General features: G+C 69.2%; 18 protein-coding genes and 1 riboswitch. Of the genes, 9 read left to right on the top strand and 9 right to left on the bottom strand.

Annotation, left to right across the window (positions count from 1 at the left end):
* Positions 1–7 precede the first annotated feature (7 nt).
* The 3 genes from H0X90_RS05430 to H0X90_RS05420 form a co-directional block, all read right to left on the bottom strand.
* A complete protein-coding gene (locus tag H0X90_RS05430) occupies positions 8–796 on the bottom strand; it encodes a molybdopterin-dependent oxidoreductase (RefSeq protein WP_077189612.1) in 789 nt (262 codons plus the stop codon).
* 29 nt (positions 797–825) lie between these two features.
* Positions 826–1,458, bottom strand: a complete 633-nt coding sequence (locus H0X90_RS05425; protein ID WP_048989213.1) for a cytochrome b/b6 domain-containing protein — start codon at positions 1,456–1,458, stop codon at positions 826–828.
* 76 nt (positions 1,459–1,534) lie between these two features.
* The gene (locus tag H0X90_RS05420; protein WP_006483713.1) at positions 1,535–1,792 is read right to left on the bottom strand and encodes a pentapeptide MXKDX repeat protein; all 258 of its coding nucleotides are present in this window, start codon (positions 1,790–1,792) and stop codon (positions 1,535–1,537) included.
* Between the two features lie 270 nt (positions 1,793–2,062).
* A riboswitch (TPP riboswitch) is annotated at positions 2,063–2,179 on the top strand.
* A gap of 75 nt (positions 2,180–2,254) precedes the next feature.
* Between H0X90_RS05420 and thiC the strand changes: the two genes are divergently transcribed.
* From thiC to H0X90_RS05400, 4 genes are all read left to right on the top strand, one after another.
* Positions 2,255–4,186, top strand: a complete 1,932-nt coding sequence (gene thiC / locus H0X90_RS05415) for a phosphomethylpyrimidine synthase ThiC (RefSeq protein WP_006483722.1) — start codon at positions 2,255–2,257, stop codon at positions 4,184–4,186.
* A gap of 245 nt (positions 4,187–4,431) precedes the next feature.
* Positions 4,432–4,644 carry a glycine zipper 2TM domain-containing protein gene (locus H0X90_RS05410; protein ID WP_011545020.1) on the top strand — a complete coding sequence of 71 codons (213 nt, stop codon included), beginning with the start codon at positions 4,432–4,434 and terminating at the stop codon, positions 4,642–4,644.
* Positions 4,645–4,860: 216 nt separating this feature from the next.
* Complete coding sequence (locus tag H0X90_RS05405) at positions 4,861–5,115, top strand: hypothetical protein (RefSeq protein ID WP_006497666.1); 255 nt, start codon at positions 4,861–4,863, stop codon at positions 5,113–5,115.
* A 148-nt stretch (positions 5,116–5,263) separates the two neighbouring features.
* Positions 5,264–6,190 (top strand): DMT family transporter, encoded by a 927-nt coding sequence (locus H0X90_RS05400; RefSeq protein WP_006483721.1) that lies wholly within the window; start codon positions 5,264–5,266, stop codon positions 6,188–6,190.
* A 41-nt stretch (positions 6,191–6,231) separates the two neighbouring features.
* Here H0X90_RS05400 and H0X90_RS05395 read toward each other — a convergent pair whose 3' ends face one another.
* A complete protein-coding gene (locus tag H0X90_RS05395) occupies positions 6,232–6,453 on the bottom strand; it encodes a hypothetical protein (protein ID WP_155123394.1) in 222 nt (73 codons plus the stop codon).
* 243 nt (positions 6,454–6,696) lie between these two features.
* Between H0X90_RS05395 and H0X90_RS05390 the strand changes: the two genes are divergently transcribed.
* Positions 6,697–7,977: an EAL domain-containing protein gene (locus H0X90_RS05390; RefSeq protein ID WP_006483719.1), complete on the top strand. Its 1,281-nt coding sequence runs from the start codon at positions 6,697–6,699 to the stop codon at positions 7,975–7,977.
* Positions 7,978–8,037: 60 nt separating this feature from the next.
* Here H0X90_RS05390 and arfB read toward each other — a convergent pair whose 3' ends face one another.
* Genes arfB through recC form a run of 4 tightly spaced genes read right to left on the bottom strand, consistent with a single transcriptional unit; the run spans position 8,038 to position 17,787 of the window.
* Positions 8,038–8,442 carry an alternative ribosome rescue aminoacyl-tRNA hydrolase ArfB gene (gene arfB / locus H0X90_RS05385; protein WP_006483724.1) on the bottom strand — a complete coding sequence of 135 codons (405 nt, stop codon included), beginning with the start codon at positions 8,440–8,442 and terminating at the stop codon, positions 8,038–8,040.
* On the bottom strand, positions 8,439–10,748 hold the full coding sequence (locus tag H0X90_RS05380) for an AAA family ATPase (RefSeq protein WP_077189611.1): 2,310 nt from the start codon (positions 10,746–10,748) through the stop codon (positions 8,439–8,441). The genes arfB and H0X90_RS05380 overlap by 4 nt, the downstream gene beginning before the upstream one ends.
* Positions 10,745–14,452 (bottom strand): exodeoxyribonuclease V subunit beta, encoded by a 3,708-nt coding sequence (recB, locus tag H0X90_RS05375; protein ID WP_077189610.1) that lies wholly within the window; start codon positions 14,450–14,452, stop codon positions 10,745–10,747. The genes H0X90_RS05380 and recB overlap by 4 nt, the downstream gene beginning before the upstream one ends.
* Positions 14,449–17,787: an exodeoxyribonuclease V subunit gamma gene (gene recC / locus H0X90_RS05370; RefSeq protein ID WP_077189609.1), complete on the bottom strand. Its 3,339-nt coding sequence runs from the start codon at positions 17,785–17,787 to the stop codon at positions 14,449–14,451. Before recC ends, recB begins: the two co-directional genes overlap by 4 nt.
* A 181-nt stretch (positions 17,788–17,968) precedes the next feature.
* On the opposite strand from recC, the gene H0X90_RS05365 reads away from it, so the two are divergent.
* Both H0X90_RS05365 and H0X90_RS05360 read left to right on the top strand, forming a co-directional pair.
* Positions 17,969–20,260 carry an FUSC family membrane protein gene (locus H0X90_RS05365; RefSeq protein WP_006493074.1) on the top strand — a complete coding sequence of 764 codons (2,292 nt, stop codon included), beginning with the start codon at positions 17,969–17,971 and terminating at the stop codon, positions 20,258–20,260.
* A gap of 292 nt (positions 20,261–20,552) precedes the next feature.
* The gene (locus tag H0X90_RS05360; RefSeq protein WP_060211585.1) at positions 20,553–21,920 is read left to right on the top strand and encodes an amino acid permease; all 1,368 of its coding nucleotides are present in this window, start codon (positions 20,553–20,555) and stop codon (positions 21,918–21,920) included.
* A 148-nt stretch (positions 21,921–22,068) separates the two neighbouring features.
* Here the strand turns inward: H0X90_RS05360 and H0X90_RS05355 are convergent, their stop codons facing one another.
* A complete protein-coding gene (locus H0X90_RS05355; RefSeq protein ID WP_006476417.1) occupies positions 22,069–22,230 on the bottom strand; it encodes a hypothetical protein in 162 nt (53 codons plus the stop codon).
* Between the two features lie 244 nt (positions 22,231–22,474).
* Here H0X90_RS05355 and H0X90_RS05350 point away from each other — a divergent pair, with 244 nt between their 5' ends.
* Both H0X90_RS05350 and H0X90_RS05345 read left to right on the top strand, forming a co-directional pair.
* Positions 22,475–23,518: a Fe(3+) ABC transporter substrate-binding protein gene (locus H0X90_RS05350; protein WP_006490794.1), complete on the top strand. Its 1,044-nt coding sequence runs from the start codon at positions 22,475–22,477 to the stop codon at positions 23,516–23,518.
* Positions 23,519–23,573: 55 nt separating this feature from the next.
* Positions 23,574–25,208, top strand: coding sequence for an iron ABC transporter permease (locus H0X90_RS05345; protein WP_227739795.1), 1,635 nt, complete (start codon positions 23,574–23,576; stop codon positions 25,206–25,208).
* Positions 25,209–25,212 lie beyond the last annotated feature (4 nt).

The following is a 25,212-nucleotide window of genomic DNA, read 5'->3' as shown; positions in this document are numbered from 1 at the left end:
GCACCGCTCACGATCCGCCGAACCAGTTGTAGCCCTGATCGACCCAGTAGCCGCCCGGGAACGTATCGGTCACGAAGATTTCCATGATGTGCTTCGGGTTCTTGTAGCCGAGCTTGGTCGGCATCCGCAGCTTCATCGGGAAACCGTATTCGGGCGGCAGCCGACGGCCGTCGTAATCGAACGCGAGCAGCGTCTGCGGATGCAGCGCGGTCGGCATGTCGATGCTTTCGTAGTAGTCGTCCGCGCACTTGAAGCCGACGTATTTCGCCTGCGTGTCGGCGCCGGCGCGCGCGAGGAATGCGCCGAACGGCGTGCCGCCCCAGCGGCCGATCGCACTCCACCCTTCCACGCAGATGTGCCGCGTGATCTGTTCCGCGTGCGGCAGCGCGCGAAGCTCGTCGAGCGTCCACACGCGCTTGCCCGTTACACGGCCGGACAACACGAGCCGATACGTCGATTCGTCGACGTGCGGCACGTCGTCGATCCCGTAGTACGCGTTGAACGGAAACGGTCGCGTGATGTCGGCTTCGGCATAGGTCGGCGCGAGCCGGTCGGGATTGAACAGCCACGCCTGCACGCGATCGTTCATGCGCGACACTTTCTCGAGGAACGTGTTGACCGACGCGTCGTCCTGCAGCGTGCAGCCGGTCAGCATCGCGAGGCCGCCGAGCGTCAGCACGCGCCGGTTGAAGAGGCGTCGCGACGGCATCTCGAGCGTGCGGCGCACGTCGAGTTCGAGCGATTGCCGATCGAGCGTCCAGCGCGGCGCGCTCCGGTTTTTTTCGGATTCCGACATGATGATTTCCTTCGCCCGCGACGCGCGGGTCAGCGGCCGCGCAGCATCGCGAGCAGCGAGCGCGGCACCAGCAACGCCATCGCGACGTGGACGACCACGAATGCGACCAGCAGCCCCATCGCCCAGAAGTGCACGATGCGCGCGTTGTCGTAACCGCCGAACAATTCGCGCAACAGCGGAAACTGCACGGACTTCCAGATCGTGAGCCCCGACAGCACCAGCACGACGAGATCGACGATCGCGGTCAGGTACGCGGCACGCTGCACCGCGTTGTAGACGCTCAGGTCGTCGTGCGACAGCCGCCCGCCGAGCGCGGCGCGTACGTCGCGCCACACCGACGCGGGCGTCACGGGCAGCAACTTGCGCGCGAAGCGCCCGGTCGCGATCGACATCGCGAGATAGAACAGCCCGTTGCCGAACAGCAGCCACATCGCCGCGAAATGCCATTGCAGCGCACCGCCGAGCCAGCCGCCCAGCGTGATGCCGTGCGCGAACGTGAACGACGGATAGATCGGCGACGCGTCGTAGATGCGCCAGCCGGACAACGCCATCAGGACCGCCGCGAGCGCGTTGAGCCAATGGCTCGCGCGCACCCAGCGTGGATGGATCGTCGGCGCGGGCGGCGGCGCGCCCGCGCGATCCGTGACAGGAACCGTTTGCATGATGAAGACTCCCGGGATGATGCAGCGGGACGCGACGCGCGCCGGTAACCGGGCGGCCGCGCCCCGCCCGCATTCGTCAGTTCGACGGGCTCATCGCGTCCTTCTTCATCGCGTCGCCCTTCTTCATCGCGTCGTGGCCCATCGCATCCTTCTTCATCGCATGCTTCTTCATGCCGTCCTTCTTCATCGCGCCGTCCTTCGCCATCGCGTCGTGGCCCATCGCGTCCTTCGACATCGACATGCCGTCCTTCGACATCGCATCGTTCTGCGCGTAGGCCCCCGTGGCAATCGTAGCGAGTGCGGCGACACAGGCGGCGACGAATACGTTTTTCATGACATCTCTCCGATACATGGGTTTAGGAGCCGAATAGACGGAGCACGCGGCCGGAAATGACAGCGCTTGCGAAAATTTTTTCGAAGCCGGGAATAAGGGAAGGAAATGCTGCACTGCGCGCCGCTTGTGTCCGGGGCCGCGTGGCGGGTCGACGGCAACGCTTGCTGCGGCGCACCGTGCGCACGGCGGCGGCCACGAGCGGGCCATCGCCCGGCGGCATCCGCGCCGCACCCGGTTGAAACCGCCGCCAAGCCGGTGTATCGTGTGCCCTTGCTAACGCGGGGGTCCTGCAATGCGTTCGGTCAAACAACCGGCATTGCGGGTGAGAAATACCCTTTGAACCTGATCTGGATAATGCCAGCGCAGGGAAGCGTACGGATTTCGCCGCCATCCCTCTGACGAAACCCGCCGCCTCACGAATCTCGTCTCCTGCTTAGCTAGCGCCCCACATCAGGAGATTGCATGAACGCCAATCCGAAGTTTCTGTCCGCCGACGCCCACGTCGATGCCGCTGCTGTCGCGCCGCTGCCCAATTCGCGCAAGGTGTATGTGACCGGTTCGCAACCCGACATCCGCGTGCCGATGCGCGAAATCACGCAGGCCGACACGCCGACCGGCTTCGGCGGCGAGAAGAATCCGCCGATCTACGTGTACGACACGTCGGGCCCGTACACCGATCCGGACGCGAAGATCGACATCCGCGCGGGCCTGCCGGCGCTGCGCCAGCGCTGGATCGAAGCGCGCGGCGACACCGAAGTGCTCCCCGGCCTGTCGAGCCAGTACGGCCTCGAGCGCGCGGCCGATCCGGCCACGGCCGAGCTGCGTTTCCCGGGCCTGCACCGCAACCCGCGCCGCGCGCAGGCCGGCAAGAACGTCACGCAGATGCACTATGCGCGCCAGGGCATCATCACGCCGGAAATGGAATACATCGCGATCCGCGAGAACCAGCGCCGCGCCGAGTACATCGAGAGCCTGAAGTCGAGCGGCCCGAACGGCGCGAAGCTCGCCGCGATGATGGGCCGCCAGCATCCGGGCCAGGCGTTCGGCGCCGCGGCCTTCGGCGCGAACGCGCTGGCCGAGATCACGCCGGAATTCGTGCGCGACGAAGTCGCGCGCGGCCGCGCGATCATCCCGGCGAACATCAACCATCCGGAATCCGAGCCGATGATCATCGGCCGCAACTTCCTCGTGAAGATCAACGCGAACATCGGCAACTCGGCCGTCACGTCGTCGATCGGCGAGGAAGTCGACAAGATGACGTGGGCGATCCGCTGGGGCGGCGACACGGTGATGGACCTGTCGACCGGCAAGCACATCCATGAAACGCGCGAGTGGATCATCCGCAACAGCCCGGTGCCGATCGGCACGGTGCCGATCTACCAGGCGCTCGAAAAGGTCAACGGCAAGGCCGAAGATCTCACCTGGGAAATCTTCCGCGACACGCTGATCGAGCAGGCCGAGCAAGGCGTCGACTACTTCACGATCCATGCGGGCGTGCGCCTGCAGTACGTGCCGCTCACCGCGAACCGGATGACGGGCATCGTGTCGCGCGGCGGCTCGATCATGGCGAAGTGGTGTCTCGCGCATCACAAGGAAAGCTTCCTGTACGAACACTTCGAAGAGATCTGCGAGATCATGAAGGCGTACGACGTGAGCTTCTCGCTTGGCGACGGCCTGCGTCCCGGCTCGATCTACGACGCGAACGACGAAGCGCAGCTCGGCGAACTGAAGACGCTCGGCGAACTCACGCAGATCGCGTGGAAGCACGACGTGCAGGTGATGATCGAAGGCCCCGGCCATGTGCCGATGCAGTTGATCAAGGAGAACATGGATCTCCAGCTCGACTGGTGCAAGGAAGCGCCGTTCTACACGCTCGGGCCGCTCACCACCGACATCGCGCCGGGTTACGACCACATCACGTCCGGCATCGGCGCCGCGATGATCGGCTGGTTCGGCACCGCGATGCTGTGCTACGTGACGCCGAAGGAACACCTCGGCCTGCCGAACAAGGACGACGTGAAGGAAGGCATCATCACGTACAAGCTCGCCGCGCACGCCGCCGACCTCGCGAAGGGTCACCCGGGCGCGCAGGTGCGCGACAACGCGCTGTCGAAGGCGCGCTTCGAGTTCCGCTGGGAAGACCAGTTCAACATCGGTCTCGACCCGGACAAGGCGCGCGAATTCCACGACGAGACGCTGCCGAAGGATTCGGCCAAGGTCGCGCACTTCTGCTCGATGTGCGGCCCGCATTTCTGCTCGATGAAGATCACGCAGGACGTGCGCGAATTCGCGGCGCAGCAGGGCGTGTCGGAAACCGAAGCGCTGAAGAAGGGGATGGAGGTCAAGGCGGTCGAGTTCGTGAAGACCGGCGCCGAGATCTACCACCGTCAGTAAGCGCGCGCGGCGAGCCGCACCGGCTTGCATCGCGATGCACGGAGCCCGCTTTCGAGCGGGCTTTTTTGCGCATGTCGTTTGCGCATGCCGTGTGCCTGCGGGGCCGTGCGAAACAATTGATTACGAAACCGCGCGAGCCTTAACAAGTCCTTACAGCAGCGTCATGGGACGGCGCGTAGATTGGAGACATGCGCGGCCGCCAGCCGGTCGTGCGCCTTCCGTTCACTACCACAAGGACAACGATCATGAACTCGATTCGGCGTTTTGGGGTATGCGCGCTGCTCGTCGCGACCGTGGCCAGCCTGTCGGCTTGCGATTCGATGTCGCGACGCCAGCGCGATACGGCAATCGGTGCGGGTGTCGGCGGCGTCGCCGGCGCGGCGATCGGCGGCAACGCGCTGTCGACGCTGGGCGGTGCGGCGGCCGGCGGCATCATCGGTAACCAGGTCGGCAAGTAACCAGCACGACATCGGCCGGTTGGGCGTCGCCCAGCTGCAGGCCGGTCGGTTCAACGGCGTTTCCGCAGAGCGGAAGCGCCGTTTTCGCATGCGTGCCGCAACAGGCGCGGCCGCGCCGCCCGGAAATGATCGGTTACCGTTTTTCATACCGTGTCATCGGTACGCGGCCTAAGCTTGAAGCATCTGCCGATGGCCGGCTTCCGCCGGAGACACATCATGAACAGGACCTTCGTCGCCGCGGCGCTTGCCTGCACGACGCTTGCCGGCTGCTACTACCCCTACGGCTACTATCCGGGCGGCTATTACACGGCGGCGCCGGTGCCGGTCCAGCCCGCGCCCGTGTATGTCGATCCGGCCCCCGCCTATTACTATCCGGCGCCAGCGTATGCGCCTGCATGGGGCGGTTATTGGGGGCCGGCGCTGTCGCTCAATTTCGGTTTCGGCGGACGCGGCGGCTGGCGTCATCACTGATCTGATCGGCCGCGCCACGCGCGGCCGGCTATCCGCCCCCCCGGGAAGCGGCGAAATTCCCGTTTCTTGTCGTTTCATCCGATCGTGAAACGACGATGCGGTAACGCGGTGTAAGATTCCTCGCATCCCGTCCCCGCCCCGCCGATCGATGTCGCCCAAGAACGCTTTCCTGCTGACCGTGCTCGCCGCCCTGTGGGGCGCCTCCTTCCTGTTCATCCGGATCGGCGTGGTCGATTTCGGCGTCGCGCCGCTGATGGCACTGCGCGTGGGTATCGGCGCGCTGTTTCTCGCGGGCTTCGCGCTGACGCGCTTCAAACCGGCCGATCTCGGCGCCCGGTTGCGCCGCCATGCGTGGCCGCTGTTTGTCGTCGGCGCGCTGAATTCCGGCATCCCGTTCTGCCTGTTTGCGTTCGCCGAACTGACGCTGTCGGCTGGCGTCACGTCGGTGATCAACGCGACCACGCCGCTGTGGGGCGCGCTCGTCGCCTACCTGTGGCTGAAGGACAAGCTGTCTCTGCCGCGCGCGCTCGGTCTCGTCATCGGGTTTGCGGGCGTGCTCACGCTCGTGTGGAACCAGATCGCGAATGCGCACGGCGACACGGGCGCCGGCGCGACCGCGCTCGCCGCCGCGGCCGCCCTCGGCGCGACGCTGCTGTACGGCATCGCGGCCAACTATACGAAACGCAAGCTCAGCGGCGTCGATCCGCTCGTCAACGCGGCCGGCAGCATGATCGGCTCGACCATCCTGCTGCTGCCGTTCGCGATCGCGACGTGGCCGGCCGCGCCGGTCGGCGTGCACGCATGGAGCGCGGTGCTCGCCCTCGGCGTCGCATGCACGGGCATCGCATATTTCATCTTCTTCTACCTGATCGCGCATATCGGGCCGGCCCGCGCGATTACCGTGACGTTCGTGATCCCCGTGTTCGGGCTGCTGTGGGGGGCGCTGTTCCTCGGCGAACACGTGTCGGCCGTGATGATCGAAGGCTGTGCGATCGTGCTCGTCGGCACCGCGCTCGCAACCGGCGTGATCAAGCGGATCCCCGGCGTGCGCCCGCGCGGCGGCGAAGCGGCCTGACGATCGGCGCGCCGGGCGCACGAACTGCCGCCGGCCGCCCGTCACGCGGTAATGCCGGCGGCGAAGCGACGCGGGTGTGCCGACGGGCTGCGAATCGCATCGTGACGCGCGGGCATTCGCCCCATTCGTCTGACGGCGGCGGCCACCGCCGGGATTTCCCGCATCAGCCTGCGCGTCGCGCCGCGGCGACGCACGGTCATGCCGAGGCCCTGTCGCGAGATTGTCATCTGCCGCTGCGGCGCGCTTCGTTTCGCGACGGTCATGCACCGCGCGCATGCACGCGGCGCCCCTCGCTGCACCGCCGGGCACGGGCCGGAATCGCGGTGTACCGTTTGCGTCTGGAGTTACCCTGATACGCGCGCCGCGGCAATCCCGTTACACTCGGAAAACTCATCCGCAGAAGGCGGTCTCGATGCCCCACGTTCTTTTGCGTCCGCCTGCGCATGCGGCTGCATCGGCGTGGCGATGCGCCGCCGCCCCGCCGTCCGCTCCCGGGCACCGTTGACATGAAGTCCACCCGCGACCTGTCGCTCGACGCCCTGCTCGAACGCCTCACGCCGACACCCCAGGGCTGGCTCGCCACCTATCGCACCACGACCTTGCGCAGCGTGTTCCAGCCCGTGCTGTCGATCACGCACAAGCGCGTCGTCGGCTACGAGGCGCTGCTGCGCGTCGTCGACGGGAACGGCACGCTGGTGTCGCCCACCGCGCTGTTCGACAAGACGCGCGGCGACGCCGACGCGCTGCTGCTCGACCGGCTCGCGCGCTGCCTGCACACGGCCAACTTCGTCGCGCAAGGCATCGGCGACGGCTGGCTGTTCCTGAACGTGACGCCGCGCGTGCTCGATACGGGCCTCGTGCAGCGCGAGTTCGTCGAAGCGCTATGCCGGCATTTCGCGCTGCCGCCGAATCGCATCGTGCTGGAAGTGGTCGAGCAGCCGGCGCGCGACGAAGCCGCGCTCGCCCGCACGATCGACATGATCCAGCATCGCGATTTCCTGATCGCGATCGACGACTTCGGCACCGGCTTCTCGAACTTCGACCGCGTGTGGCGCGCACGGCCCGACATCGTGAAGCTCGACCGCTCGCTGGTCGAGCGTTCGACCGGCTCGGCCGACGATCGCCGCATCATGCATCACCTCGTGTCGATGCTGCACCAGGCCGGCGCGATGGTGCTGGCCGAAGGCGTCGAAAGCGACGACGCACTGCAGGCGCTGATGGAAGCCGACATCGATTTCGTGCAGGGTTTCCAGTTCGGCCAGCCCGACGCGTCGATCGCGCACGCGAGCGCGGCGGCGCCCGCGATGCTCGACGCCGCGTGGCGACGCTTCATCGCGCGCCGGCACACGCCGGCGGTCGCCGAACAGCCCGGCTTCGACGCGATCGAACGGCTGGTGCTCGGCGGCGCAGCCGCGTTTTCGGCAAGCGGCAACCTGCACGACGCCGCGCAACGCGTATTCGCGGTGCCGGCCGCGCGCCGCGTGTTCGTCACGGACGAGACCGGCGAACAGTTCCTGCCGTCGATCGGCGCCCCGCTCGACGACAGCCAGGCGAGCGTCACCCGTCTCGCGCCGCTGTTCCCGGAAACCCACAGCAACTGGTCGCGGCGCCCGTATTTCCAGCGTGCAATCGCCGCGCCCGGGCGCGTCGCGCTGATGGGCCCGCACTTCTCGCTGACGGAAGGCCGCGACTGCTATACGGCCGCCGTCGCGATCCGCGCGCAGAGCCGGCTCGTCGTGTTCTGCGTCGATTTCGTGCTCGACAGCGCGGGAACCGTGATGCGCTAGCCGGCGCACTTAGCGCGCGCGTCGCAGGTTCGCCGGCGACCGGCACCGGCCCCTCGCTCGTCAGTCGATCACCTTCCCGCGTCCCGACTTCACCACGCTGCGGCGTGACTTGTGCTCGAGCCGCCGCTCCTTCGACGCACGCGTCGGCCGCGTGGCGACCCGGGCGCGCGGCGTGTACGCGACGCTGCCGATCAGCGTATCGAGCCGGGCCAGCGCGGCCTCGCGGTTTTTCTCCTGGGTCCGGTATTCCTGCGACTTGATCACGACGATGCCATCGCGGGTGATGCGCTGGTCGGACAGCGCGAGCAACCGCTCCTTGAGGACCGGCGGCAGCGACGACGCGCGAATGTCGAAGCGCAGGTGAATCGCGCTCGATACCTTGTTCACGTTCTGGCCGCCCGCGCCCTGCGCGCGCACGGCCGTCCATTCGACCTCGGCCGGATCGAGCGTGTAGCGGATCATCATCGCGAAGCCTCCGTGCGGCGCCGGGCGAGCGCCTCGTCGACGCGGGCCGCGAGCCCCGAATCGCGCTGCGTGCGCGTCGCGACCGCCTGCGCCAGCACGCGCCGCGGCCCGATTACCTGCACGCGCGTGCGGGCGCGCGTGACGGCCGTATAGACCAGCTCGCGCGTGAGCACCCGGCCGAACGACGCGGGCAACACGAGCGCCGCTTCGTCGAATTCCGAGCCCTGCGACTTGTGCACCGTCAGCGCGAACGCCGTTTCGTGCGGCGGCAGCGCGGCCGGCGACACCGCGCGCGCGGTGCCGTCCGCGCGCCGGAACCACACGCGCAGCACACCATCTGCGTCGGGCAATGCAATGCCGATGTCGCCGTTGAACAGCCCGAGCGCATAGTCGTTGCGCGTGACCATGATCGGCCGCCCGGTGAACCAGTGCGCACCGACCGCGAGCGGCACGCGCGCCGCATGCCTGACGTGCGCGGCCACCAGCGCATTGACGTGCTCCGCGCCGCGTGAACCGCTGCGGGTCGCGCACAGGATCCGGAACCGGTTGAGCGCGTCGAACAGCGGCAACGGATCGGGCACCGGTGCGGCCAGCGCGTCGCGCAATGCGTCGAGGTATGCGCCGAAGCGCCGGGCGAGCCGCTCGACCGTCGACGACGCCAGCGTGTCGCCCGCATCGTCGTGAAACGATGCGGCCGCCGAATCGTCGGCGGGCAGCGCATCGAGCGCCGCCTGCACGTCGCCGCGGCGGATCGCGAGCGACAGCCGTCCGATCGGCGAATCGAGCCCGAAGCGGTAATTGCGTTCGAGCCACACGACGCAGTCCGCGAGCGGCGCCGCAGCGGGCGCGATGGCGGACGCGGCAGCCGCGGCGGCTTCACCTGCCGACGGCGATGCAGCAGTCACCGATGCGAGCGCCGCGTCGCCCGCATCGAACGGCGGCAGCTCGACGGCGTCGAGCCACGCGAGTTCGTCGGCCTCGATCCAGGCGGGCGTATCGTCCGATGCGCTGGCATCGAGGAGCGGTGCCGACTCGGTGGGTGGCGGCGGCGCGATGTCGGTCGACGACACTTCATCGTCCTGCGGTTCGTCGTCGAACAGCGATGCCTGCCGCGTATCGACTTTCGACCGAGATGCCGATCTGCGCGAAACAGGAGCGGATGCCGATGGCGGCGCCGGTGCCCGTGCGGCAGCGGGCACCGGATTCGCAACGGGAACCGCTGCCGGCGCCGCTTCGTCCGGCACCGGCAACGCGGCGACGAACGCCGCCTCGTCGACGCCCAGCGCCTGCGCGATGCGCGTGCGCGCCGTGGCGGTGAACGCCGGCCGCGCGCTCAGCTCCGCGAATACGGCGCCGGCCTCGACCGCGGCCAGTTGGTCCTTGTCGCCCAGCAATACGAGCCGCGCACCCGGCGCGAGCGCGTCGAGCAGATGCGCGGCGAGCGCGACGTCGATCATCGACGCCTCGTCGACGACGATCAGGTCGTACGGCAACGGATTGTCGCGATGATGCCGGAAGCTGGCCGCCCCGCCGCCGCCCAACAACCGATGCAGCGTGTACGACGTGTCGGGCAGGCGCGCCGCGAGCTCGGGTGGCAGATCGCCCGCACGCGCGTGCAGCGCCTCCTGCATCCGCTGCGCGGCCTTGCCGGTCGGTGCGGCCAGCGCGATGCGCAGCTCCGGATGCGCGTCGAGCAGACAGGCGAGCACGCCGACGACGGTCGTCGTCTTGCCCGTGCCCGGCCCGCCGCTGACGATCGTCACGCGGCCGGTCAGCGCGACGATCGCCGCGACGCGCTGCCAGTCGACTTCGCCGGTAGCCGGCCCGAAGTAACGGGCGAGACTGTCGCGCAACCGGTCGGGCGACAGGCCTTCGTCCGGCGCGGCGACGCCCGCCTGCGCGACGAGCGCATCGGCGAGCCGCCGTTCGTAGTCGAAATAGCGCGACAGGTACAGATGATCGTGCCGGTCGACGATCAGCGGTCGTTCGTCGCCGCGTGCCAGCGTGCCGAACGCGACCACGCCGCTCGCGGCAAGCGCCGCGCGGACCTCGTCGAGCGGCGCTTCGTAACGCTGCGCGAGCGCAGCAAGCGCGACGCACACGTGGCCACCGGCGGTCGCGCGGCTCGTCGCGAACGCGGCGCGCGCCGCCCAGCGTGCCGATGCGGACGGCGCACCGGCACGCCGCGCGAGATCGCCGATGCGGCGCGCGAAGCCTTCCGCGAGCGCGATGCCGAAATCGGCCGGCTCGGGCAACCGCGCGACGAGGCCGCCGGTAAATTCGAGCATGTCGTCGGATGCGGTCATGCGCGGCCCCCTTCCATCATCCGGTCGAGTGCGTCGACCAGCCCGCGGGCGGGCCGCCGTGCATGCACGCCCGCCGGTTCGCCGCCGCTGCGCCAGCCGGGCCGCACGCCGCGCACGAACAGGTACAGGTAACCCGCGATGTGCGTGTCGTAGTCGTAATCGGGCAGCCGGCCGCGCAGGTAGCGATGCAGCGCGACCGTATAGAGCAGCGCCTGCAGGTGATACGCGTGATCGGCCATCGCAATGTCGAGCGCGCGCGGGCCATAGGCGTCCGGCGTCGTGCCGAGGTGGTTCGACTTCCAGTCGACGATCCAGAAACGGCCGTCGTGTTCGACGATCATGTCGATGAAACCCTTGATGAAACCGGCGAGCGTGCCCGCCTCCAGTGCAACGTCCGGATAGCCGTGCGCGACCAGCAGCCGGCGCAGCGCCATCAGGTCGAGCGACGGCGCCGGAAACAGGAAACCCATTTCGTCGAGCCGCTTCGCCGGATCGAGATCGACGAGCCGCATGCCCGGCACCAGCTCGGTGTGCACGACGTCGTCGACGAGCCGCGCCATCATCGCCGGCAGGCGCGCGGCAAGCGCCGGCTCGGCCTCGACCGGCCGGTCGTGCAGCGCGCCGAGCGCGGCCTTGTGCCACGACTCGGGCTCCGTGAACCGGCTGAGCTCGAACAGGCGGTGCAGGCATTCGCCGGCCGCCGCGCCGCGCGGGAACACGAGGATGTCGTCATCCGGCGGCTCGGCCGCGACCGTATCGGCCAATATCAGTTCGCCGTCCGGCGTCACCGCGGCCAGCGCATCGTGATCGGGCCGCAGTTCGTCGTCGGGCACGGCCGCGACGCCCGCCTCCTCGCGCGCCATCGATGCGGTCAACGAACTGAAGCTCGCCATCCGCCACGCATCGCGCAGCACGCGCGTCGCATGACGCGCGGCGAGCGTCTGCGATGCGTCGTGCCCGGCCGCGACACGCTCGCGGCGCGCCGGCACGGGTAGCGGCGCGACGCACACGGGGCCGCCGGCGAGCGCGCGCCATGCCGCCTCGAGCGCGGCTTCGTCGGGCGGCTCGTCGAGCCACGCGTCGAACGCATGGCCGGCACCGGCGACGAGCCAGTTGAGCACGCTGCGCCGCGCTTCGCGCGTCGAGCGCGACGACAGGTAAGGCCCGGCGACGACATAGCAGCGATACACGGCGCGCGTGAGCGCGACGTAGACCAGCCGTGCGCGTTCCGCGGCCTGCTCGCGCAATGCCTGCCGCGCCGCGTGCGCGGCCGCTTCGTCATCGCACCCGTAATGCAGCACCGCATCGCCCGCCTCGTCGTGATACTCGCGCGCATCGGGCAACGCGGACGACGGCGGCTCACGCAGCGCACCGTCGTTCAGGAACGGACAGAACACGATCGCGTACTCGAGCCCCTTCGACTTGTGCACCGTGACGATCTGCACGAGATTGCGATCGGATTCGAGCCGCAATTGCGCTTCCTCGCCGCCGCCGTCGAGCCGTTGCGCGGCGAGCCAGCGCAGCGTCGGTGCGATGCCGGGCTGCGCGGACGCACGCGCCTGCGTCAACTCGGCCAGATGGTTGATGTCGGTCACGCGGCGCTCGCCGTCCGCGCCGGCCATCAGCCGTTCGGCGATCCGCAGCTCGCGCGTGAACGTGCGCCACATCACCGCGAAGCCGCGTTCGCGCCACAGCAACCGATACCGCGAGAAGCGCTCGACCCAGCTCATCGCATCGGCACTGTCGGCCGCCGACGCGCCGGGTGGCGCGCCGCCGTCGCCCTGCTCCATGCGCCACAGCGCACCGGCATCGAGGCCGAACCAGTCGGAGGCGAGCGCCGCGCGCAAACGCCGCAGGTCGCCCGGCGCATCGATCGCCGCCAGCACGCGTTCGAGCTGCTCGGCGTCGCCGGTCGAGAACACCGACGCCTGCGCGAGCTCGACGCTGCCGATGCCCCACGTCGCCAGCACGCGCTTCACGAGGCTACCCTGCCGGTGCGTCTGCACGAGCACTGCGATATCGCCCGGCGACAACGGCGTGTCGCCCAACCGCACGCGCCCTTCGCGTGCGCCGCGCATCAGCCGCGCGATCTCGGCCGCGCAAGCCTGCGCGGCCTGCGCCTGCGCTTCGCGCTTGAGCAGCGTGCCTTCGCCGCCCGGCAGCGCCCACACCCGGAAATCGCCGGCCGGGCCCGGATCGGTTTCGTCGACGAACGGCGCGCGCACGCGCGTGCCGGCGCGCACCGCGTAGTAGTCGAGCCCGTCGAGCACGAACGCGCGCGGATTCGACAGGAAGAAGCGGTTGCACCCATCGACGATCGCAGGCGTCGAGCGCTGGTTGACCGCGAGCGTGTAGCACGCGCTCGCCCGTGCGCGCGCGGCGAGATAGGTGTGCAGATCGGCCGCGCGGAAACTGTAGATCGCCTGCTTCGGATCGCCGACGAGGAACAGCGGGCCGCCCGGCGCGAAGATCCGGTCGAAGATCGCGAACTGCAACGGATCGGTATCCTGGAACTCGTCGATCAGCGCGGCCGGATAGCGCGCGCGCAGCGTCTCGGCAAGCCACGGATGCGCGTGCAGCGCGTGATACAGGTTCGCGAGCAGATCGTCGAACGACACGACGCGTCGCGTGCGCTTGCGCTCGGCCAGCTCGGCCGGCGCCATGTCGAGCCATTCGGCGATCAGCGCGAGCCAGCGGGCGCGCTGCGCGGCCTCGGCTGCGGCCACGGCCGCTTCGAGCGCGTCGGCCACGTCGAAGAACGCGTGCGCGGGCGTCGTGCCGCCTTTCTTGGTCGCCTTCGTCAGCGCGGTTTGCGTGAGCTTCAGCGCGGCCTTCGGCAGCGCGGCCGTCGCGTCGCCCTGCTCGAAATGCACCGTCCATGCGGCGAGCGCGTCAGCGACCGCGTCCGGCTTGTGCGAGCGTTGATTCAGCACGGGCTGCGCGGCGCGCAGCAACGCATCGATCGCGTCACGCTCGGCCGCCCACATCCGCGCGGCCTCCGCGAAGCATTCGGCTGCGGCCGCTTCCGCCGCTTCGTCCGGCTCGGCCACGCCGTCCCAGCGCAGCGCGGCGAGCGGCTTCTTCAGCCGGCGTGCGAGCTGCGCATCGAGCGCGGCCGGGCCGGCCCCCGATTCGACGAGCCAGGTCGCGAAGCCCGGCCAGCGCGCGGCCGCCGGTTCGACACGCGTGCGCCAGAAATCCGCCGCGAGCTCGAAGCGCAGCGACGCATCGTCGGCCTCCATGTCGAACGCGAACGGCATCGCCGCCGCGAACGGCGCTTCCTGCAGCGCGCGCTGGCAGAACGCGTGGATCGTATGGATCGCGGCCTGGTCGAACGCCCGCAACGCGCGCCGGATTCGCTTCACGGCCGTCTCGGGATCGAGCGCGCCGCCGTCGCCGAGCGTGGTCTCGAGCAGGCGCGCGATGAACGGATCGCCACCGTCGTCGCCCGTATCGAGCGCATGCGCGAGCTGCGCGAGCCGGCCGCGAATCCGCTCGTGCAGTTCGGCCGTCGCCGCTTTCGTGAAGGTCACGACAAGGATTTCGTCCGCGCCGAGATCCTTTTCGAGCAGCAGGCGCACATACAGCGCGCAGATGTTCCAGGTCTTGCCGGTGCCGGCCGACGCCTCGATCTGATTGACGCCGTCGAGCGGACACGCGAACACGTCGAGTTCGAGCGCCTGCGGCTGCGACACGGCGCTCATGCGACCTCCTTCAGATGCTCGACGAGCGGCTCGAACACGAGCCGCGCGAGCGTGCCGAACGGTTCGTCGAGCGACGGATGCGCGCCACGCCACGCGATCGCGATGGCCGGATCGTCGGCTTCGCTCACGACCCGCTCGTTGATCCACACGCTCGCGGCCTTCGCCTCGCCGTCGGACACCCGCGCCCATGCACTCCGCGGGAAAAACCGCAGCGGCATGCGCCGCCCCGCGCGAAACAGCGCGGCAAGCGGCGCGAGCCGCTCGAGCGGCGCCGCGACGGGCGTCAGCTCGAACGCACCGCCGCTGCCGAACCACAGCGTGCGGCGCGGGCCGCCCGGCTCGATCGCACAGTAGACGAGATGCGCGAGCCACGCGGACAGGTAGTCGCGCGCACTCGGCCGCGCATAGCGATAGATGACCTGCCCGGCCGGCGTCAGCCGGTTCAGCGTGCCGTGCAGTTCAAGCGGCGCACTCACCGCGTCGGCCGCCAGCATCGCGTCGTCGGCGCCGAACAGCGCCTGTTCGGCGTCGGGCCACTTCGGCACGACGGTGAGCGAGAACGGCCGCCGCTCGATGCCGTCGGCCAGCGCACGACGCACGTTCGACGCAAGCTGCGTCATCGAACCGAGCGCCTGGTCGCGCCACACCGCGCCCGTCGCGCCGCCGGGCAGTTCGGGGCTCGCGTCCGCGATGCGCAGCGCGTGATCGTACACGCCGCCGTCGCCCGCTTCGATCAGGAGCGGCAGCACACGCTCGGCCAGCGCGTCGCTGCCGGCAAAATCCAGCGCGAACGGCTCGGTATCGAGCAGTTCGGCCTGCGCGTCGGCCAGCACGATGCCGAGCCGGCCGCGCAGCAATGCGCGTGCCGGATGCCGCCAGAAACGTTCGAATTCGCTGAACGCAACGGGCTCGACCGGTTCGGCCGGCAGCGGCTGCGCGAAGAACGGCTGCTCGCGCGGCCCATCGCGCGATGCTTCGGCGGCCAGCAGCGACGCGAGCGTGGCCCGCTCGGCGTCGTACGAAACGAGTTCGCTGCCCGGCTGGAAATACGCGGCCGCGAACGGTTGCAGCGGATGCTCGACGATGAACGCGCGCCGCGCGGCTTCGACCGCATCCGGTGCGGCGTCGGGCCCGGCCGTGACGAGCGCCAGATGATCGAGCAGCTCGTCGACGAGCGCCGCGGGCGGCAACGGCGCGTTGTCGCGGATGCTGCGGCCCGTATAGGCGATCAGCAACCGGTCGCGGGCAGCCAGCAGCAGGTCGAGGAACAGATTGCGCTCGTCGTCGCGGCGCTGCCGGTCGCCCAGCTTCGGCAGCACGGCCATCAGGTCGAATTCGTCCGCGCGCGCGAGACTCGGCAGCACGCCGTCGTCCATCCCGAGCAGGCAGACGACGCGATACGGCAGCCCGCGCAAGCTCGTCAGCGACGAGAACGTGACGCCGCCCCACGGCACCCCGCCGCGGGCCGGATCGTCGAGCGCCGCGGCGAGCCCCGCGCGGACGACGGCCGCCGGCAACGCCTCGTCGGGCGCGCCCTCCGTCATCGCGGCCAGCATCGCATCGAGCGCGTCGCGCACGCCGGCCAGCGCGTCGGCATACGCGGCGCCCGAATCGAAGAAGCGCGCGAGCGTGTCGGCGAACAGTTCGCTCCAGCCGCGCGGCGTGTGCGACTCCTCGAGCCGCCGCGCGAAGCCGTCGAGATCGTCGGTGAACCGTGCAAGCCGGCCGAGCAGTTCCGCCTCGCTGCCCGTGGCCGCCTCGATCGGCAACCACGCACCGATCGGCGCGGCGCCTTCGGGCATCGCATAGCCGAGAAAGAGCCGCGCGAGCGCATCGGAGAACGTATGGCGCGGCGCGGGCACGGCCGCGTCGTCGCTCGCGCGCGGCGACAGCCCGCGCCGCGCGCCGGCGGCCGCGAGCCAGGTCTGCACCGTTTCGAGCGCGGCCGCATCGATGTCGTAGCGCGCGGCCACCGCATCCACGCGCAGCCATTCGACCAGCTCCGGCGCGCCGACCTGCCGCTCCGGCAATGCGAGCCAGTCGAGCAGCACGCGCGCGACCGGGTTCGCCTGCGACGGCGGCAGGCCGGTGATCCGGTAAGGCACCCGCGCGCCGCCGGCGCCGGCCGTGCCGAACACCGCGTCGATCAGCGGCCCGGCCGCGGCCAGATCGGCCACCGCGACGAGCACGTCGGACGGCTGCAGGCTCGCATCGGCGTCGAACCACGCGAGCAGCCGGTCGTGCAGCACCTCGAGCTGGCGCGCGAGGCTGTGGCACACATGCACCTCGATCCCGCGCTCGACCGGCGTGTCGCCGGTTTCGGCCTCCGGCTGCAATTCGAGGATCGCGTTCTGCACGCGCGCGAGCCAGGTGGGCGCGGGATTCTCGACGAACCGCGACGCATCGCCCGACGCCGCGCTTTCAGTCAGCTCGTGCAGCATGTGCAATTGCGCCTGTGTCTGCCTGCCCCATTCGGCGAGCAGCGGATGACCGACTTCCTGATAGTCGAGCCGCCCGGCCGCATCGAGCGCCTCGGCATGCGCGGCGGTCACGATGTCGAACCAGAATTCGCGGCACGGGTTCAGCGCATAGACGCGCACGTCGATCCAGCGCGACAGTTCGCGCAACAGCGCGACGTGCAGCGGCGGCATCGTCGGCAGCGCGAACACGCTGACCGATTCGGGCCAGTCGGCGCGCGCAACCGTATCGGCATCGAGATGGCGCGCTTCGACGAGGAAGCGGTGCGCCGGCGGCGTGCCGCTGTCGCTCAGCTCGGCGAGCAGCGCGCGCCACAGCGCGGCCTGCCAGCGCTCGTCGTCGCGCGCGGCATCGCTGATCCCGCGCGGCGCGCCGTCGCCCGCGAGCACCGACTCGCCGGCCTGCCACGCGGCCAGCCATTCGGGGCGATAGGTCAGGTAGTGATCGAGCACGGCCGCGACACGATGGGCCAGCTCGTAGCGCATCGCGTCGTCGGACGCCGACAGATAGGCGGCGAGCCGCGGCGATGCGAGCCACGGCGCATCATCGGCCGACTGCGCGAACAGCCGGTAGCAGCGCCACACCAGCCGGTCGGGCGCGAACGGCGAGCGCGCGGGCACCGTCAGCACACGGCCGATCTGCGCCCACAGCCACTGCGCGAGATAGGTGAACTCGACGTTCGCGCACACGCCATTGCGCGCGGCGATGTCGAGCTCGAGGCGGCGACGCAGCGCCGCGCTCGGCACGATGACCTGTTGCGGCGCCCACGGGCCGTTGCGGGCCGGGAACGCGGCCAGATCCTCGAGCAGCGCGTCGGCCAGCGTTTCGTGACGGTTCGAATAGAAGAGATGGAGCATGAGGCGGGCGTCGGAACCTCGCACCGACGGGGCCGGGCGAACACAATGACCAAGGATAGCAAAGGGCTGCAGCCGCGACCATCGTCCGGAAAGCCAGCTTTTGCGAGCCGCGAAATACGATAGACTCGTCGCCAGTCAATACGCCGCCCCCGGGCGTCTTCGTCTGCCATTCAGCCCATCGATGCGCTATTCGGTCGAAATCAGAAAGTTTTTCTACAGCCAGTACTTTTTCGGCGGCCTGCGGATCGCGGTCGGCGTGTCGCTGCCGGCCGTGTTGTGCCTGATCGTGTTTCACAACCGGGAGCTCGGCTTCACGATCTCGACGGGCGCGCTCGGCGCATGCGTCGTCGACATGCCGGGCCCGCTGAAGTACAAACACAACGAAATGCTCGCGTGCAGCGTGATCGGCTTCCTGGCCGCGCTCGCCACCGGCCTCGCGACACCGAACATCTTCGCGCTGTGGCTCACGATCGTGCCGCTCACGTTCGTGCTGTCGCTGATCGTCGTCTACGGCAACCGCTGGCCGCAGATCAGCTTCGCGACGCTGTTCATGATGGTGATGACGCTCGAGGAGAAGTTCACGCCGCTGCAGGCGTTCGTCAACGCCGGCTGGATTCTCGCAGGCGGCCTCTGGTACACGTACTGGGCCACGCTCGTGTCGCAATGGCAGGCGCGCCGGATCGAGCAGCAGGCGCTGGCCGAAAGCCTGTTCGCGTGCGCCGACTACCTGCTCGCCCGCGCGCAGTTCTACGATCTCGACGCCGATCTCGACGAGTGCTACCGCAATCTCGTCGCCCGGCAGATCACCGCGGTCGAAACGCAGGAAACCGCGCGCGACATCGTGCTGCGCAACCTGCCGAAGCTGCGGCGCGGCAAGCTCGATCCCGGCCGCACGACGATGTACAACCTGTTCATCAACAGCGTCGACCTGCACGAGCTGTTCGTCGGCGCGCACACCGATTACCCGCTGGTGCGCAACACGTTCGGCGGCACGGACCTGATCATTTTCTACCGCGACCTGATCCGCAAGGCCGCCGCCGATCTCGAGGAAATCGGCCTCGCGGTGCTCGAAAACCGCGCGCCGCATTCGCGCATCAGCGTGAAGGCCGAACTGCGCGCGATCGAGTACGAGATCGAGCTGATGCGCAAGAAGAACTTCGCGGCCACCAACGCGGAAGCGTATGCGGCCGTGCTCGCGACGTTCCGGCGCATCTGGAGCGCGACGCGCCTGATCGACCGGATGCGCCGCAACCTGTCGGGCCACGCCGATCCGCAGCAGACCGAACTGAAGATCGACAAGGCGCTCACGCGCTTCCTGCAGCGCCGCCGCATGTCGCCGCTGCTGATTTTCTCGAACCTGAACATGCGTTCGCCGAGCTTTCGCCATGCGCTGCGCGTGACGATCGCCGTCGCGGTCGGCTTCTGGATCGGCCGGCTGCTGCCGCTCACGAACGCCTACTGGATCGTGATGACCACCATCATCATCCTGAAGCCCGGCTACTCGCTGACCAAGCAGCGCAACGCGCAGCGGATCATCGGCACGCTGATCGGCTGCGCGGCGAGCATCGCGCTGATCTACACGGTGAAGGAGCCGCACCTGCTGATCGCGATCATGTTCGGATCGATGGTGATGAGCTACAGCCTGCTGCTGTTCAACTACGCGGCGAGCGTCGTGTTCACGTCGTCGTACGTGCTGCTGATGTTCCACCTGCTCGCGCCGGGCAGCATGCGGATCATCGGCGAGCGCGCGATCGACACGGTGGTCGGCTGCATGATCGCGATCGCCGCGAGCCGGCTGTTCCCGTATTGGGAATACCGGCTGATGGGCAAGCTCGTCACCGACATGCTGACGTCCACGCGCAAGTATTTCGAGGCCGTGTGGCGCGCGGGGCGCGGCATGTCGCCGCCGCCGGTGCCGGCCGCCGACGGCGCGGCCGTCGTCGCGGGCGTGGCCGCCGCGGTCGAGGCGCCCGTGACCAGCCTCGACGACGACTACCGCTACCGCCTCGCCCGCAAGGACGTGCACATCGCGTTCGCGAATCTCGGGCAGGCATTCCAGCGGATGATGATCGAGCCGAAGGCGCACCAGCGCTTCGTGCCCGAACTGAACGACCTGCTCGTGCAGACGCACGTGCTCGGCGCGCAGATCACGGCCGCCGCGCCGCTGATCCGCAGCGCATGCGCGGCCGATGGCGGCCTGGTGCACGACGACGCATTGCAGCGCGGCCTCGCCGCCGTGCTCGACAATCTCGAGAAGGCGGAAGCCGGCGAGCCGCCGCCGGCCGATCAGCTCGAAGCGTCGAAGCAGATCACGCGCGATCTCGATGCGATGGTCGTGTCCGCGGAGCAATCCGACGCGGTCGGCGCGGAGCTCACGCACGACCTGAAGGTGCTCGCGCACCAGTGCAAGCAGATGCTCGCGTCGTCGCTGCTGATCCGCAAGGATGCGAGCGTGATCCGCCTGCCCGCCTGACCCCGCATCCCCGCGCCGGCAGGCCGACCCGCGCGCGCCGCGGATCGGCCACCGGCGCACCCCGGTTCAACGATTCCCCGAAACATACCCCACCCGCTCCACGCGGCCCGCGCATCCGGCGCGCGAGCGCCCCACGCCCCATTCCGTTCGACGCGCCAGTCAGGGAATACCCGATTCCGGTCACCGGGTCCGGCTTGTTATCATTCGTTCACATTCAAGTTGTATAGACAACTTGAGCCAATCGGGCCGGCCCTGCTCGCCCGGTTCGTCGCATAACGATATCGGAGACTCGATGAAAAACTTGCAGCGCCATCTCAGCGCGCGGCACATCCGCTTTCTCGCGCTGGGCTCGGCGATCGGCACGGGCCTGTTCTACGGTTCGGCGTCCGCGATCCAGCTCGCGGGCCCGGCCGTGATCCTCGCGTACGTCCTCGGCGGCGCGGCCGTCTACATGGTGATGCGCGCGCTCGGCGAAATGGCCGTGCGCGAGCCCGTCGCGGGTTCGTTCGGCCACTACGCGACCGAGAACCTCGGCCCGTTCGCGGGCTTCGTCACGGGCTGGACCTATACGCTCGAAATGGTGATCGTCGCGATCGCCGACATCACCGCGTTCGGCATCTACATGGGCTTCTGGTTTCCGGATGTCCCGCAATGGATCTGGGTGCTCGGCGTCGTCGCGATCATCTGCGGGCTGAACCTGTGCCACGTGAAGGTGTTCGGCGAGCTCGAATTCTGGCTGTCGATCATCAAGGTCGGCGCGATCGTCGCGATGATCGGCGGCGGCGTCGCGATCCTGCTCACCGGCATGCACTTCGGCCATTCGGCCGACATGCCGACGTTCGCGAACCTGTGGAATCACGGCGGCTTCTTGCCGAACGGCGTCGGCGGGCTGATCGCGTCGCTGTCGGTCGTGATCTTCGCGTACGGCGGCATCGAGGTGATCGGGATGAGCGCCGGCGAAGCGAAGGACCCGGAACGCGTGATTCCGCGCGCGATCAACGCGGTGCCCGCCCGCATCCTGCTGTTCTACGTGCTGACGATGGTCGTGCTGATGTCGATCAGCCCGTGGACCGGCGTCGGCAGCGACGGCAGCCCGTTCGTCCAGATCTTCTCGGCGCTCGGCGTGAAGTCGGCCGCGACGATCCTGAACCTCGTCGTGATCAGCGCGGCGATCTCGGCGATCAACAGCGACATCTTCGGCGCGGGCCGGATGATGTTCGGGATGGCGCGGCAGGGTCAGGCGCCGCGCGTGCTGATGACGACGTCGCGCCACGGCGTGCCGTGGGTCACGGTGCTCGTGATGGCCGGCGCGCTGCTGGTGGGCGTGCTGCTCAACTACCTGATGCCGAAGGACGTGTTCCTGGTGGTCGCCGCGATCGCGACGTTCGCGACCGTGTGGGTCTGGCTGATGATCCTGCTGTCGCAGGTGGCGATGCGTCGCCGTCTGTCGAGCGCCGAAGTCGCCGCGCTGAAGTTCAAGGTGCCGCTGTGGCCCGTCGCGCCCGTGCTGACGATCGCATTCATGGGCTTCGTGATCGTGATGCTCGGCTGGTTCGACGATACGCGCGTGGCGCTGTATGTCGGCGCGGCGTGGCTCGCGCTGCTCGCGGCCGTGTTCTACGCACGGATCCGCCCGAAATTCGCCGCTGCGTCACGTTGACGCACGGCTGACCTGCGAGTGCGGCGCGCCGGTTCCGGCGCGCTTTCTACTGTCCCGGTTCCGCGCGGCGCCCGTCGCGCGAGAATCCGCGGATCGACCCCGTTCGCCTCCCCGCACGCGCGGCCCGACCGGCCTGCGCCCCGGCACGTCAGTGCGATGCGGCGCTCGCGGCCTCGGCCGGATGGGCCTCGTCGTACGCGTGCTTCTGCGAAATCGCGTTGTACAGGATCGTCCCGATCACGAGCAGCACGGCCACGACGATCAGGATGCTCACGTTGCGGACTGGGTTCTTCTTGCGCTGATCGTTCATGGTCGGTGCTGCTCCGTCAAATTCGTCGAAGCGGGCATTCTACGCGCTTGCGCCCGCGCTGCGCCGCCCGGTGTTCCGATCGCCCGTCCCTGTCCTCCCCGCCGCTTTCCGCAAGCTTTCGTTTGTTAATCGTTCCCATTTCGATCTAGAATCCTGAGTCTTTCATTTTGTAATGTTCCGGATCGCTCGGGCGGCAGGCGCGCCCCGGAACGCTCCCTCGTCCACCTGCCCCACCGGAGTCTTCATGTCGAATCCGCGCACCCGCCTGCTGCCGCTCGCCGGCGCCCTCGCCCTGGCTGCAGCCGCCTTCGCGCCGCTTGCCCAGGCGGCCGAGGAAGTGAGCCTGTATACCACCCGCGAGCCGAAGCTGATCCAGCCGCTCATCGACGCGTTCACGAAGCAGAGCGGCGTCAAGGTCAACACGGTGTTCGTGAAGGACGGCCTGCTCGAACGCGTGAAGGCGGAAGGCGCGCAGTCGCCGGCCGACGTGCTGATGACGGTCGACGTCGGCAACCTGCTCGACCTCGTCGACGGCGGCGTCACGCAGCCGGTGCGCTCGAAGGCACTCGACGACGCGATTCCCGCGAACCTGCGCGCCACGAACGGCGACTGGTACGCGCTGTCGTTACGCGACCGCGTGCTGTACGTCGAAAAAGACCTGAAGGTCGATGCGTTCCGTTACGAGGATCTCGCCGATCCGAAATGGAAGGGCAAGGTCTGCATCCGCTCGGGCCAGCATCCGTACAACACCGCGCTCGTCGCGGCGATGATCGCGCACGACGGCGAGGCCGCAACCGAGACATGGCTGCGCGGCGTGAAGGCGAACCTCGCGCGCAAGGCGACCGGCGGCGACCGCGACGTCGCGCGCGACATCCTCGGCGGAATCTGCGACGTCGGCCTCGCGAACGCTTACTACGTCGGCCACATGAAGCACGCGGAACCGGGCAGCGATGCGCGCAAATGGGGCGACGCGATCAAGGTCGTGCGCCCGACCTTCGCGAACGCGAAGAGCGGCGGCACGCACGTGAACATCAGTGGCGCGACGGTGGCGAAGCATGCGCCGCACAAGGCCAACGCGGTGAAACTGCTCGAATACCTGGTGTCGCCGGAAGCGCAGGCGCTGTATGCGCAGGCGAACTACGAATACCCGGTGCGCGCGAACGTGAAGCTCGACCCGGTGATCGCGAGCTTCGGCACGCTGAAGGTCGATCCGCTGCCGCTGGCGGATATCGCGAAGCATCGCAAGCAGGCAAGCCAGCTCGTCGACAAGGTCGGCTTTGACAACTGACGCCTCGCCCGCCGACGCCTGCCGCGAGCCGCGCGGCCCGCGTCCGTGGCCGCGTCTGCGGCCGCGCGCGGGCAGCCTGTGGCTGCTCGCGGCGCTGACGATCGCCGCGGCGGTCGCGGCGCCGCTCGCGGTGCTCGTGGCCGCCGCGTTCGACGCCGATCTCGCACACTGGCGGCATCTTGCCAAATTCGTGCTGCCGCACGCGCTCGTCAATACGCTGCTGCTGCTCGCCGGCGTCGGCGCGATCGTGTCCGTCGTCGGTACGGGCTGCGCATGGCTCGTCACCGCCTACGATTTTCCCGGCCGCCGGATCCTGACCTGGGCGCTGCTGCTGCCGCTCGCGGTGCCCACCTACATCGTCGCGTTCGCGTATCTCGACCTGCTGCATCCGATCGGCCCCGTGCAGGGCGCGATCCGCTGGCTGCTCGGCTTCGACAGCCCGCGCCAGTTCCGCCTGCCCGATTTGCGCTCGCTGCCCGGCGCGATCTTCGTGCTCGGCTTCGTGCTGTATCCCTATGTCTATCTGAGCACGCGCGCGATGTTCGTCACGCAGTCCGCGAGCCTGCTCGAAGCCGCGCGCACGCTCGGCGCGGGCCGCCTCGCGACGTTCTGGCGCGTCGTCGTGCCGCTGGCCCGCCCGGCGATCGCGGTCGGCGTGAGCCTCGCGCTGCTCGAAACGCTGAACGATATCGGCGCGTCGGAATTTCTCGGCGTGCAGACGCTGACCGTGTCCGTCTATACGACGTGGATCACGCGCTCCGATCTCGCCGGCGCCGCGCAGATCGCGCTGGCGATGCTCGCGATCGTCGTCGGCATGATCGCGCTCGAACGCTACGGGCGCCGCCGCCAGCGCTATGCGCACGGCCGGCGCATGCGGCCGATCGCGCCGCGCCGCCTGACCGGCGCGGCCGCGCTGGGCGCCGCCGTGCTCGGCTGGCTGCCCGTCCTGCTCGGCTTCGGCGCGCCGGCCGCGTACCTCGCGGTCGAAACGGCCAAGCGGCTGCACCTCGTCGGCGGCGTCTCCGCGCAACTGATGACCGGGCTCGCGAACACGCTGACGATCGCGACCGCCGCCACCGCCACGACGCTCGCGTGCGGGCTCGTCGTCGCGTGGGCCGCCCGCGCGCAACGCGACAGCGCCCGTACGGGCCCTGCCCGCCTGTGCGCGCGGATCGCGAGCCTCGGCTACGCGGTGCCGGGCACCGTGCTCGCGATCGGCCTGCTGATTCCGTTCGCGGCGGCCGACCGGCTGTTCGGCGCGGCGCTCGGCCGCGACGGGCTGCTGCTGATGGGCTCGGCCACCGCGCTCGTGATCGCCTATACCGTGCGTTTCCTCGCGATCCCGGCCGGCGGCATCGAGGCCGGCCTCGCACGCATTCCGCCGTCGCTCGAACAGGCCGCGCGCTCGCTCGGCGAGACGGCCGGCGGCACGCTGCGCCGCGTTCACCTGCCGCTGTTGCGGCCCGCGCTCACGACGAGCGCGCTGCTGGTGTTCGTCGACGCGATGAAGGAATTGCCGGCGACGCTGCTGCTGCGCCCGTTGAATTTCGACACGCTCGCGACCTGGCTGTATGCGGAAGCCGCGCGCGGCACCTATGAAGAAGGCGCGGTCGCCGCGCTCGCGATCGTGCTGGCCGGGCTCGTGCCCGTGATCCTGCTCGCTCGCACCCGCCACAAGATCGGAGCCTGACACC

Source organism: Burkholderia sp. 9775_39, assembly GCF_015712225.1.
Lineage (GTDB): Bacteria > Pseudomonadota > Gammaproteobacteria > Burkholderiales > Burkholderiaceae > Burkholderia > Burkholderia cenocepacia.
The sequence above is the reverse complement of the archived record's forward strand: the minus strand, read 5'-3'. Positions and strand labels throughout refer to the sequence as shown.

Excerpts from the sequence above, each read along its gene's own strand:
- H0X90_RS05420 (WP_006483713.1), bottom strand. The coding sequence starts at position 1,792 with ATGAAAAACGTATTCGTCGCCGCCTGTGTCGCCGCACTCGCTACGATT.
- H0X90_RS05355 (WP_006476417.1), bottom strand. The coding sequence starts at position 22,230 with ATGAACGATCAGCGCAAGAAGAACCCAGTCCGCAACGTGAGCATCCTG.
- H0X90_RS05410 (WP_011545020.1), top strand. The coding sequence starts at position 4,432 with ATGAACTCGATTCGGCGTTTTGGGGTATGCGCGCTGCTCGTCGCGACC.
- arfB (WP_006483724.1), bottom strand. The coding sequence starts at position 8,442 with ATGATGATCCGCTACACGCTCGATCCGGCCGAGGTCGAATGGACGGCC.
- recC (WP_077189609.1), bottom strand. The coding sequence starts at position 17,787 with ATGCTCCATCTCTTCTATTCGAACCGTCACGAAACGCTGGCCGACGCG.
- H0X90_RS05400 (WP_006483721.1), top strand. The coding sequence starts at position 5,264 with ATGTCGCCCAAGAACGCTTTCCTGCTGACCGTGCTCGCCGCCCTGTGG.
- H0X90_RS05380 (WP_077189611.1), bottom strand. The coding sequence starts at position 10,748 with ATGACCGCATCCGACGACATGCTCGAATTTACCGGCGGCCTCGTCGCG.
- H0X90_RS05360 (WP_060211585.1), top strand. The coding sequence starts at position 20,553 with ATGAAAAACTTGCAGCGCCATCTCAGCGCGCGGCACATCCGCTTTCTC.
- H0X90_RS05390 (WP_006483719.1), top strand. The coding sequence starts at position 6,697 with ATGAAGTCCACCCGCGACCTGTCGCTCGACGCCCTGCTCGAACGCCTC.
- H0X90_RS05350 (WP_006490794.1), top strand. The coding sequence starts at position 22,475 with ATGTCGAATCCGCGCACCCGCCTGCTGCCGCTCGCCGGCGCCCTCGCC.
- H0X90_RS05405 (WP_006497666.1), top strand. The coding sequence starts at position 4,861 with ATGAACAGGACCTTCGTCGCCGCGGCGCTTGCCTGCACGACGCTTGCC.
- H0X90_RS05365 (WP_006493074.1), top strand. The coding sequence starts at position 17,969 with ATGCGCTATTCGGTCGAAATCAGAAAGTTTTTCTACAGCCAGTACTTT.
- H0X90_RS05395 (WP_155123394.1), bottom strand. The coding sequence starts at position 6,453 with ATGACCGTCGCGAAACGAAGCGCGCCGCAGCGGCAGATGACAATCTCG.
- H0X90_RS05425 (WP_048989213.1), bottom strand. The coding sequence starts at position 1,458 with ATGCAAACGGTTCCTGTCACGGATCGCGCGGGCGCGCCGCCGCCCGCG.
- thiC (WP_006483722.1), top strand. The coding sequence starts at position 2,255 with ATGAACGCCAATCCGAAGTTTCTGTCCGCCGACGCCCACGTCGATGCC.
- recB (WP_077189610.1), bottom strand. The coding sequence starts at position 14,452 with ATGAGCGCCGTGTCGCAGCCGCAGGCGCTCGAACTCGACGTGTTCGCG.
- H0X90_RS05430 (WP_077189612.1), bottom strand. The coding sequence starts at position 796 with ATGTCGGAATCCGAAAAAAACCGGAGCGCGCCGCGCTGGACGCTCGAT.